Origin of the sequence: Phocaeicola sp. HCN-40430, from assembly GCF_037890285.1 — a bacterium.
Classification (GTDB): Bacteria; Bacteroidota; Bacteroidia; order Bacteroidales; family Bacteroidaceae; genus Phocaeicola; species Phocaeicola acetigenes.
In genome coordinates this window covers 78,566-90,300 of record NZ_JBBKBS010000013.1, presented here as the reverse complement: position 1 = coordinate 90,300, position 11,735 = coordinate 78,566, and the positions used below count along the sequence as shown (strand labels likewise).

Genomic DNA, 11,735 nt, shown 5'->3' with positions numbered 1-11,735 from the left:
AAAAACTAAAAAACTTATAAACTTAAAAACTGCATACAAAAAAACGGGGAGACGTTCACAAACGTCTCCCCGTTTTTTTGTGCTTTATTTCTTCGGAGTATTTTCCAGTGTAGCTACAAGGAAATCGTAGAACTTGGATACGGTAGGAATCAGACAGCGTTCTTCGGGGGTGTGAGGACACTGAAGTGTCGGACCGAAGGAAATCATGTCTAAGCCCGGGATAACAGCACCGATAATACCGCATTCGAGACCGGCATGGATAACTTTCACTTCCGGTTCTTCGCCGAACTGTGCCTTGTAAGATTCTTTCATGGCATGGAGAATCGGTGAGTTGACATTGGGTTCCCATCCGGAATAACCGCCGCTGCGTACTACATGCATTCCTGCCATAGAGAAGCAGCTTTCGATAGCTGTGTTGCGGTAGTCTTTCATCGATTCGCGTGAACTGCGGGTAAGCACTTTCACTGCTGCCTTACCGCCACCGATTTCTACAATGGCCAGGTTTGAAGATGTTTCTACTGTATCGGGGATAGTAGGAATGAAACGTTCTACGCCGTTAGGACAAGCAAAGATTGCGTCTACGAGGTTGTCGCGGATTTCTTCGGGCACCATTGTAGCCGGAAGGTCTACACGTTCTGCTGTGAAGCTGATGCCTTCTTCGATGGTAGCAAATTCGTCACGCCATACCTGTTCGCATTCGCCTACGAAAGCCAATACGTCTTCTACTTCGGTAGCCGGAACAGTGATGACTACTTCGCATTCGCGCGGGATGGCATTGCGCATGTTGCCGCCTTCCCATGATACGAGGCAAGCCTCATCGTAGGTAATCACCTGATTGAGGAAACGTGCCATCAGCTTGTTGGCATTGGCATGTCCCCAGCCAATCTGGATACCGGAATGACCGCCACGCAATCCTTTCAATGTCACTTTCAATGCTACATCTTCCGGATCGGTAGGTTCTTCTTTGTATTCAAGAGTGGCAGTGAGGTCTTCGCCTCCTGCACAACCGATATAGAGTTCACCTTCGTCTTCTGAGTCGAGGTTCAGAAGGATATCTCCTTCGATGGTTCCGGGTTTCAGTCCGAATGCACCGTACATACCGGTTTCTTCATCGGAAGTAATCAGGGCTACCAGCGGACCGTGTTTCAGGGTTTTGTCTTCCATTACGGCCATGATGGCTGCTACACCCATACCGTTGTCTGCTCCCAATGTAGTGCCTTTGGCTTTTACCCACTCACCGTCTACGTAAGGCTGGAGAGGGTCGTTTACGAAATCGTGTACGGTTTCCTTGTTCTTCTGAGGAACCATATCCATGTGTGCCTGCAGAATCACTGTTTTACAGTCTTCCATACCCGGAGTAGCCGGTTTACGGTAGATGATGTTTCCGGCTTCGTCCTGGAAAGATTCTACACCTGCATTCTTACCAAACTCCAACAAGAACGCCTGAATTTTCTCCAGATGACCCGACGGGTGGGGAATCTGAGTCAAAGAATAGAAATGCTTCCACACATTCTGTGGAGCTAAAGAAAGAATTTCATTCATTGGTTTAAAGTTTTTAAATTTTATGTTCTAATCAGTGGACAAGATAACAAGTGAACGTTTGAAACCAAACATCCAATTGGTATGAAAAAGACTCTGCACTTACTTCTTATTTGCAAGCGGCAAAGCCACTAATCCATATATGCCTAACAAAATTAATAAAAATGTTTGAACTCCATGCACCAAAAGAGCAAATATTCCGGCATCTTCTTTACTGATGCCGTACATCATCATCATGGTGATGACCGCAAAATGCCATGCTCCGGCTCCGTTGGGGGTGGGAACAATGACAGCTATACTGCCGACTACAAAGAGTACAAGTCCTGCCATCCATCCTAAACCGGCAGAGAAACTGAAGCAGTAGAAGGTGATATAGAAGTGCAGGAAATAGCAAATCCAGATACCGATGGTATAGAGTATGAAAAGGAGGGGATGCTGCACATGACGTACGGAAAGACAGCCTTCCCAAATGTTGCGGAAAAGACCGCGTATCCTGACGAAAAGGGAGAGGTTTCGTATCATCCAGACTAATCCTACCAGTACGGCTCCCAGACAAAGGAGGGTGATGTAGAAGTTGGTAGAAGAAAAGAGACTGAGGAAAAAAGTGGGGTCGGTACCGGTCTGACGGAAAAAGGCGGCAAATACGCCCGACTGCAACAGAATGGTAGTCAACGTAATGAAACCGATGCAAACGGTATCGATAATGCGCTCTGTAACGACGGTGCCCAACGACTTGGGAAAGGATACGCCATCGTACTTGGCAAGGATGCCGCAACGGGAAACTTCGCCGATACGGGGAATGACCAGATTGGCTGCATAGGATACGAATATGGCATATACGCTATTGGACAGGCGGGGATATTCGCCCAAAGGAGCCAATGCCAGATTCCATCGCCAGCCGCGAAGCAAATGGGCCAAGACACCAAAGAGTAAGGAAAAGAGCATCCAGTCGTAACGCATTCCCCCGAACAGTACATCGTGTACACGACTAAAATCGAAATCGTAATAGGTCCATATCAAAATGGCTGCTCCGAACAACAAAGGCAAAATGATTTGAAAGGATTTGTTCAGGAGCTTTGTTATTTTTATATCAGTTCGTTTCAAAACCTGTCTGTTTATTTAAGATTAATGCTTAACTTTGCATGATGCAAAGATAACATCTTGCCGGAATAATTCTTATATTAATATCGAGAAAATATATACGGAATGAAAACAGTAAAACCCAAAAAGTTTTTAGGACAGCACTTTTTGAAAGACTTGCAAGTGGCTCAGGATATAGCCGATACAGTGGACACCTGCCCTACGCTTCCGATTCTGGAGGTGGGACCGGGTATGGGAGTGTTAACCCAGTTTCTCATCCGGAAAGAACGACCGGTAAAGGTGGTGGAGCTGGATTTTGAATCGGTGGCATATCTGAGGGAGAACTTCGCACAGCTGGGAGATAACATCATAGAACAGGACTTCCTGAAAATGGACCTGTCTACCCTCTTCGACGGAAAACCGTTTGTGCTGACCGGAAACTATCCGTATAATATTTCCAGCCAGATTTTCTTCAAGATGCTCGACTATAAGGACCTGATTCCCTGCTGTACGGGTATGATACAGAAGGAAGTGGCAGAACGTATTGCCGCCAAACCGGGCAACAAGACTTATGGCATACTGAGTGTACTGATACAGGCATGGTACAAGGTGGAATACCTGTTTACCGTGCACGAACATGTGTTTAACCCTCCTCCCAAGGTGAAGAGTGCCGTGATACGTATGACCAGAAACGAGGTGACGGAATTGGGATGCAACGAAAAGTTGTTTAAGCAAATCGTGAAGACTACGTTCAACCAGCGACGCAAAACGCTGCGTAACTCAATTTCACCTATTCTGGAAAAAGGAAATCCACTGAGTGCGAACCCCATCTTCAACAAACGGCCGGAACAGCTTTCGGTACAGGAGTTTATTGATCTGACAAACCGGGTGGAAGAAGCCCTGGGAGCGCAAACAAGCAACGTAGAGGAGTAATACTACAATGAACAACGATGACTTGACAAATGTATCCGACTTGATTGAAAACAAGGAGTCGGAGAAACTGAAAGAGATATTGAAGGACCTGCACCCGGCCGATATCGCAGAACTCTGCAACGAGCTGGATGCGGAAGAGGCCCGGTTTATCTATCTGCTGCTCGACAACGAAAAGGCTGCCGACGTGCTGATTGAAATGGATGAGGATGCGCGTAAACGATTCCTCGACCTGTTGCCTTCGGAAACCATCGCCAAACGGTTCGTGGACTACATGGACTCGGACGATGCGGTAGACATTATCCGTGAGATGGATGAAGACAAGCAGGAAGAGGTTCTCTCGCACATTGAAGACATTGAACAGGCCGGAGACATCGTAGACTTGCTGAAGTACGATGAAGATACTGCCGGCGGTTTGATGGGTACGGAAATGGTCATCGTAAACGAGAACTGGAGTATGCCCGAATGTCTGCGCGAAATGCGTATTCAGGCGGAGGACATGGATGAAATTTATTATGTATATGTAGTGGATGATGACGAACGGCTGCGGGGGGTATTTCCGCTGAAGAAGATGATTACCAGCCCGTCTGTTTCGAAGGTAAAACATGTCATGAAGAAAGATCCGGTATCGGTGCATGTGGACACACCGATAGAGGATGTGGTACAGGTTATCGAGAAGTACGACCTGGTGGCGGTGCCTGTAGTGGACAGTATCGGACGACTGGTGGGACGGATTACCGTAGACGACGTAATGGATGAGGTACGTGAACAGGCAGAACGTGACTATCAGTTGGCTTCGGGTTTGTCGCAGGATGTAGAATCGGACGATAACGTGTTCCGTCAGACTACCGCACGCCTGCCCTGGCTGATTATCGGAATGCTGGGAGGTATAGGCAACTCCATGATTCTGGGAAATTTTGATTCCACCTTTGCCGCTCATCCGGAAATGGCACTTTACATTCCGCTGATTGGTGGTACCGGAGGAAATGTGGGTACACAGTCGTCGGCGCTTGTGGTACAGGGTCTGGCCAACAACTCGCTGGATGCACAGAATACATTCAAACAGGTTCTGAAGGAATCAGTCGTAGCCTTGATCAATGCAACCATCATTTCCATGCTGGTATATATTTATAACTTTATCCGCTTTGGAGCCCATGCTACCGTAAGTTATTCTGTTTCCATCAGCCTATTTGCCGTAGTGATGTTTGCATCTATTTTCGGTACGCTGGTACCGATGACGCTGGAAAAACTGAAAATAGATCCGGCTATTGCCACAGGACCCTTTATCTCGATTACAAACGACATCATCGGTATGCTGATGTATATGGGGATTACGGTTCTGCTGTCATAAAAGCACCTTACAAATTTGCATATTTATAAAAAAAAAATACTTTTGCATTGACAAATTCCGTCACGCATTCATCACAATGCGCACCAAGACGGAATTTGTTTTTTTTATATAACTATTAAATTCTATTTTTTATAAACATTATTACAAAACTACTTAAGCTAATAATTATGAAACTATTTGGGAAATTACTTCTACTCTCCCTTTCCGGAGTTTTGCTAGAATTTGTGCTCAGGTACATTGATGTGTATATAACGAAGTTAGATTCACACTTTTCCTTCTCTATACTTTTAGGAGGAATCTTTTATGCGATATTATTTTATATAGCCTTGTCAAAGTATGAAAAAAGTGCAGGAATGCTAAAAGTCTTGCTTCCTTTGTATATAGGTATGCTTATCTTATCTCTACCCTCCCACATTTTCTTTTTTAAAGAATCTGTAATACTCTTATGCCAAGATTTTTGTAATATAGCGATTACAGCAACAGCTGTTCTTTACTACTGCCATCATAAAAAAGCAGTCTTGCTGGCAGGTGGACTGTGTTGGTTATTTTTGGCAACATGTATTCGGACTTTAGTATTAGACTATTGGGGAGATAATATTTATCCAATATTTTCTTGAAAACCGATATCCGAATACAATCATCGCTTTAAATATTTCCAAGACTCATAACATCAGTCATTTTTCCTTGTGAAATGCCGTTTCTCACTATTATGGGAAACGGCATTTCATTTATTGGAATAATTCATTAAATCAGCTATCAGAAGAACTTATGCACAATAAGCAATAAAATAATTCACAAAATAATATGAAAATCAGATTTTATTTTCTTAATTTGTAATTCAACTTTACAATAAACAGTATCGATGATACTTTAAATTCTACATACGATGGAAGCAAATGACACCAATCGCCCCTTAACTGAAGTAAATGCAGACAACATGCCTGAAACTTCGGTTACAACTAACGAAGCTAACAACAATATGGCTGTACATCACACAAAACGTACAAAAGAAGATATTGTAGCTCGTCTAAAAGAAATCAGTCTGGATCCTTGCAATGCAGACAAACAGGAAATCGACTCACTGAAACAATCGTTCTATAAAATGCTGCATGCCGAACAGGATGCGGCATATAAGGCGTATATAGAAGCCGGAGGCACTGCCGAAGACTACACAGTGAAAGCAGAGCCACTTGAAGGAGCCATGAAAGAAGTAATGGCACAAATCAAAGAAAAAAGAAACAGTATTGCTGCTGAACAGGAGCAGATAAAGGAAGAAAACCTTCAGAAAAAACTCGCCATTCTGGGGAAAATGAAGGAGTTGACCGAAAATCAGGAAGATACCAACAGCATATACAATGAATTCAAGCAATTGCAGCAGGAATGGAACGACATTAAACTGGTACCGGCAAACAAGGCCAATGAATTGTGGAAAAACTACCAGCACTATACCGAGAAGTTCTATGACATGGTGAAGTTGAACAATGAATTCAGAGAATACGACTTCAAGAAAAACCTGGAACAGAAAACTTATTTGTGTGAAGCAGCCGAAAAGCTGGCAGAAGCCAATGACCCTGTCTCCGCTTTCCACCAACTGCAAAAACTTCATCAGGAATTCCGCAACATCGGACCTGTGGCAAAAGAATTGAGAGACAGTATCTGGAAACGGTTTAAAGATGCTTCTTCCGTTGTCAACCGCCGCCATCAGAAACATTTCGAGGAGCAAAAAGAAAAAGAGCAGAATAACCTGGATCAGAAAACCGTAATCTGCGAGATTGTGGAAGCAATGGAGTATGATACGTTTACTACCTTTGTCGACTGGGAGGAAAAGACACAGGAAATACTGGCATTGCAGGCTAAATGGAAAACCATAGGCTTTGCACCGCAGAAAATGAACGTCAAGATTTTTGAACGCTTCCGCGCTGCATGCGACGACTTCTTCAAACGGAAGGCTGTGTTCTACAAGGCTATAAAAGAAGAAATGGCTGCAAATCTTCAGAAAAAGAGAGAGTTGTGCGAAAAGGCAGAGGCGCTGAAAGACAGTACCGACTGGAAAGAAACAGCCGAAATCCTGACTAAACTGCAGAAGGAATGGAAAACAGTGGGACCGATAGCTAAAAAACATTCGGACGGGGTATGGAAACGTTTTATCAGTGCATGCGACTATTTCTTTGCCCAGAAAAACAAGGCGACTTCTTCACAACGTTCGGAAGAGATGGAGAACCTGGAAAAGAAAAAAGGAATCATACGCCAACTGTCTGATCTGGATGCTTCGGGAGATACAGATAAAAATGTATCTGAAGAAATCCGACAGTTGATCAAGGAATGGAACAGTATAGGTCATGTGCCTTTCAAAGATAAAGACCGTATCTACAAGGAGTTTCACGGACTGGTAGACAAACTTTTCGACAAGTTGCATGTTTCGGCTTCGGAAAAGAAACTGAATACGTTTAAATCGGGACTGGGAAAGACCGAAAACCTGTACCGCGAACGTGAAAGACTGATGCGTAACTACGAAAAGCTGAAAGCCGATATCAAAACTTACGAAAACAATTTGGGTTTCCTCAATTCCAGTTCGAAAAAAGGTAATTCGCTGGTAGGAGAAATCGGCAAAAAAATTGAACGCCTGAAAGGAGATATGGAACTTATCGTGAAGAAGATACAGGCTATCGATGAAACACTGGCCAACGAGAAATAGTCTGACTCTCATATATCAGTACGGCTTGCCACTGCGGCAAGCCGTTTTTTTATGTCTTGAAGCCGGCGGCAAATAATTCTACCTTTTAAAGAACAACTATTGCAGAAGAATAAAAAATAACGTATTTTTGTTCGCATAAATCCTTATTTTATAAACTGATAAACTTTAAAAAGAACAACAATATGGCAGATTCTAAAACGATTCTTCAGGAAGCTGAAGAAAAAATGGACATGGCAATTATGTATTTGGACGATGCATTGGCACATATCCGCGCAGGAAAAGCGGACGTACGTCTGTTGGACGGCATTCGCGTAGACTCTTACGGAAGCATGGTGCCCATCAACAATGTGGCTGCAGTGACTACTCCTGATGCACGCAGTATTGCCATCAAACCATGGGACAAGAGCATGTTCCGCGTTATTGAAAAAGCAATTATCGACTCAGAATTAGGTATCATGCCGGAAAACAACGGAGAAATCATCCGTCTGGGTATTCCTCCTTTGACTGAGGAACGCCGTAAACAGCTGGCAAAACAGTGTAAAGGTGAAGGCGAAACTGCAAAAGTCAGTGTACGTAATGCACGCCGCGATGCTATGGATGCACTGAAAAAAGCAGTGAAAGACGGTATGCCGGAAGATGAACAGAAGAACTCTGAAGCCAAACTGCAGAAGGTACACGACAAGTTTATCAAGCAGATTGACGACATGCTGGCAGCCAAGGACAAAGAAATCATGACTGTATAATACAAACAAGGAAGAATGAAGAATAGAAACCGGAGAATGGACTTGGCCTGAAAGGCTGGTAATTCTTCCGTTCCATTCTTCATTCTTTTTTTATTTCACTTTTCTTAAAAATACACAGGTTTGAATAAAGGCTTAGTTATAAAAAATACCGGAAGCTGGTACTTGGTCAAGACAGAAGACAACCAGTTGATAGAATGCAAGATAAAGGGAAACTTCCGTCTGAAAGGGATCAGAAGCACCAACCCCATTGCCGTGGGTGACTATGTAAAGATTGCTCCCAATACGGAAGGTACGGCATTTATCACCGAAATAGAAGACCGGAAGAATTACATCATCCGACGGGCTTCCAACTTGTCGAAACAATCGCATATCATTGCAGCCAATCTGGATCAGTGTCTGCTGATTGTGACCGTAAATTATCCGGAAACATCGACTGTCTTCATCGACCGCTTTCTGGCATCGGCAGAGGCTTATCGGGTACCGGTAAGTCTGGTGTTCAACAAAGTGGACCGGTATACCGAGGAAGAACAGCATTATCTGGAGGCTTTAATCAACTTGTATACACACATCGGCTATCCATGCTATCGGGTATCGGCACTGAACCAAACCGGCATTCAGGAACTGAAAGAGAGCCTGGCCGGAAAGGTCACTCTGTTCTCCGGACATTCGGGAGTGGGAAAATCGACATTGATTAACGCCATCCTGCCCGACCAGCAACTGCGAACCGGAGAAATTTCCGAATATCATAACAAGGGTATGCATACCACTACTTTCTCCGAAATGTTTCCGGTAGAAGGAGATGGATACATCATCGATACACCGGGTATCAAAGGATTCGGAACGTTCGACATGAAGGATGAAGAAGTAGGTCATTACTTTAAGGAGATATTCGAAATGTCGGCCCAATGCAAGTATGGAAACTGTACACATCGTCACGAACCCGGATGTGCTGTACGTGAAGCCGTAGAAAAACATTATATCAGCGAATCAAGGTATACTTCCTATCTGAATATACTGGAAGATAAAGAGGAAGGGAAATACCGTTCAGCTTATTAACAAACTTAAAACCAGCCCTATTATCATGACAAAATTCCGCATTTTATTTTTGGCCCTGATTTGTGCCGTATGTGCCCAAATCGATGCCGCATCGCGCACGCAGTGTGACGCTGAAAAGAAAGGACTTGCCACCATCAATAGAGCCAGCGCCGAAGCTACCATCGGATTTCTTGCTGCCGACGAACTGGAAGGACGGGAAGCAGGATGGCAAGGAGGACGAATTGCAGGACAGTATATTGCTTCATTGTTGCAGTTGTGGGGAATTGAACCGCTGTTCGACAGTTATTTCCAGCCGTTTGAAGCTTACCGTGCAGAACGTGCCAAACCCGGACGTCTGCAGGTACATCCCGACTCGATTGCCGCAATCAAGGCACAACCGGTGCATCAGAAATATGCCATGCGCAATGTACTGGGGAAAATAGAGGGAAAGAAAAAAGATGAAATTGTAATTGTAGGTGCACATTACGACCACCTGGGATACGATCCGATGCTGGACGGAGACAAGATTTACAACGGAGCCGACGACAATGCTTCGGGAGTTTCGGCAGTACTGCAGATTGCCCGTGCCTTTCTGGCTACAGGAGAACAGCCGGAACGTACCGTGATTTTCGCATTCTGGGACGGAGAAGAAAAAGGATTGCTCGGTTCGAAGTATTTTGCACAGGTTTATCCGGACATCAAGAAAGTGAAGGGGTATCTGAATTTCGACATGATAGGCCGTAACATGGATGAATCACGTCCGAAGCACGTAGCATTTATGTACACCGAAGCGACTCCGGCTTTCGGCGAATGGCTGAAAAAGGATGTAAAACAGTACAACCTGCAACTTGAACCGGATTACCGCCCGTGGGACAACCCTGTGGGAGGAAGTGACAATGCTACTTTTGCACGCCTGCAGATTCCTATCATGTGGTATCATACCAACGGACATCCGGATTATCACATGCCGGGCGATGAAGCTTACAAAATCAACTGGGAGAAAGTGGTGGAAATCAGTAAGGCTTCTTTCCTGGGTGCATGGAAAATGGCAAATCAGAAGTTCTAAAGACAGACTGCCTTTAATGGAGTAAAGGCTACTTATATCTGTATAGTATATGGGCTTATACGCAGCAACGTATAAGCCCATATTTTTTATCCTACAGTCTACAACCTTCTATCTGACTCAAATATAAAAAATCATTAAAAAAATATTTCTCTATTAAACATTTCCCTATGTTTGTTTTCCAAAGTTAAAAATTGGGAATAAGTTAGATTTGAATGACACATGAACAAAAGTATAAAGTGGGGAATCATTTTTTGTGTAGGTGCCGGCCTTATAGGACTGGGTATTCATACTTTTACCCCCAGAGAAAACGAAGAACTGAAGAAGATAGAAGATGTAAAGCCTCAGGAAAGTAAAAAAGCTTTAAACGTAAACGGACAGATTATAAAACCACATCTGATAGCCGACCAGCTTTTCGTCAGTGGAAAGTTGATGCCGGACGAAGAGGTGGATCTCTCGTTTGAAGCTTCCGGAAAAATCATAGACATCAACTTTACTGAAGGTAGTTCTGTAAAAAAAGGACAGTTGCTGGCCAAGGTGAACGACAGCCAGCTTCAGGCACAGCTCGCCCGTCTGGAGGCTCAGATGCCTCTGGCAGAAGACCGGGTATTCCGTCAGAATGCCCTGCTGCAGCGCGATGCAGTGAGTAAGGAGGCCTACGAACAGGTAAAGACCGAACTTGCCACTCTGCATGCCGACATCGAGAATGTAAAAGCCAGCATTGCCATGACAGAACTTCGTGCTCCGTTTGATGGAGTAATCGGTCTGCGCCAGGTAAGTACCGGTGCTTATGCCTCTCCTACTACCGTCATTGCCAAACTGACCAAAATTACGCCGCTTAAAGTAGAATTTGCCGTACCCGAACGCTATGCACGCCAGATACGGAAAGGTACCAATCTGACTTTCAAAATAGAAGGAAAGCTGGAAGAGTTTAAGGCTCAGGTATATGCTACCGAGTCGAGCATCGACCCCGAGACACATACCCTGACCGTACGTGCCATTTATCCGAACCACAACGGACTTCTGCTTCCGGGACGCTATGCAGATGTATCGCTGAAACAGGAAGAAATCAGCGATGCCATTGCCATTCCTTCGGAAGCGATTGTTCCCGAAATGGGTAAAAACAAAGTCTTTGTATACCGTTCCGGAAAAGCATATCCTGTAGATGTGGAAATCGGTATCCGTACGGAAGCTGAAATCCAGATTGTAAAAGGGCTTTCTGCCGGCGATACCATTCTCACTTCCGGAACCTTACAGCTCCGTACCGGAATGCCTGTCACCATTGATCAACTAAACTAA

10 protein-coding genes are annotated in these 11,735 nt (G+C 44.4%); 8 read left to right on the top strand and 2 right to left on the bottom strand.

Annotated elements, in window-relative coordinates; translation table 11 throughout:
* Positions 1–84: 84 nt before the first annotated feature.
* Positions 85–1,542 carry an aminoacyl-histidine dipeptidase gene (locus WKU26_RS07615; RefSeq protein ID WP_340321512.1) on the bottom strand — a complete coding sequence of 486 codons (1,458 nt, stop codon included), beginning with the start codon at positions 1,540–1,542 and terminating at the stop codon, positions 85–87.
* Between the two features lie 99 nt (positions 1,543–1,641).
* The gene (locus WKU26_RS07610; RefSeq protein WP_340321511.1) at positions 1,642–2,643 is read right to left on the bottom strand and encodes a lysylphosphatidylglycerol synthase transmembrane domain-containing protein; all 1,002 of its coding nucleotides are present in this window, start codon (positions 2,641–2,643) and stop codon (positions 1,642–1,644) included.
* A 102-nt stretch (positions 2,644–2,745) separates the two neighbouring features.
* Here WKU26_RS07610 and rsmA point away from each other — a divergent pair, with 102 nt between their 5' ends.
* From rsmA to WKU26_RS07570, 8 genes are all read left to right on the top strand, one after another.
* Positions 2,746–3,552 (top strand): 16S rRNA (adenine(1518)-N(6)/adenine(1519)-N(6))-dimethyltransferase RsmA, encoded by an 807-nt coding sequence (gene rsmA, locus WKU26_RS07605; protein WP_340321510.1) that lies wholly within the window; start codon positions 2,746–2,748, stop codon positions 3,550–3,552.
* 7 nt (positions 3,553–3,559) lie between these two features.
* The gene (gene mgtE, locus WKU26_RS07600) at positions 3,560–4,900 is read left to right on the top strand and encodes a magnesium transporter (protein WP_340321509.1); all 1,341 of its coding nucleotides are present in this window, start codon (positions 3,560–3,562) and stop codon (positions 4,898–4,900) included.
* 167 nt (positions 4,901–5,067) lie between these two features.
* On the top strand, positions 5,068–5,517 hold the full coding sequence (locus WKU26_RS07595; RefSeq protein ID WP_340321508.1) for a hypothetical protein: 450 nt from the start codon (positions 5,068–5,070) through the stop codon (positions 5,515–5,517).
* 269 nt (positions 5,518–5,786) lie between these two features.
* The gene (locus tag WKU26_RS07590; protein WP_340321507.1) at positions 5,787–7,595 is read left to right on the top strand and encodes a DUF349 domain-containing protein; all 1,809 of its coding nucleotides are present in this window, start codon (positions 5,787–5,789) and stop codon (positions 7,593–7,595) included.
* A gap of 182 nt (positions 7,596–7,777) precedes the next feature.
* Positions 7,778–8,338, top strand: a complete 561-nt coding sequence (frr, locus tag WKU26_RS07585; RefSeq protein ID WP_178266183.1) for a ribosome recycling factor — start codon at positions 7,778–7,780, stop codon at positions 8,336–8,338.
* A gap of 120 nt (positions 8,339–8,458) precedes the next feature.
* Entirely contained in the window at positions 8,459–9,394 is a 936-nt protein-coding gene (gene rsgA, locus WKU26_RS07580; RefSeq protein ID WP_340321506.1) for a ribosome small subunit-dependent GTPase A, read from the top strand.
* Positions 9,395–9,419: 25 nt separating this feature from the next.
* Positions 9,420–10,439, top strand: a complete 1,020-nt coding sequence (locus WKU26_RS07575; protein ID WP_340321505.1) for a M20/M25/M40 family metallo-hydrolase — start codon at positions 9,420–9,422, stop codon at positions 10,437–10,439.
* A gap of 219 nt (positions 10,440–10,658) precedes the next feature.
* Positions 10,659–11,735 carry an efflux RND transporter periplasmic adaptor subunit gene (locus tag WKU26_RS07570; RefSeq protein WP_340321504.1) on the top strand — a complete coding sequence of 359 codons (1,077 nt, stop codon included), beginning with the start codon at positions 10,659–10,661 and terminating at the stop codon, positions 11,733–11,735.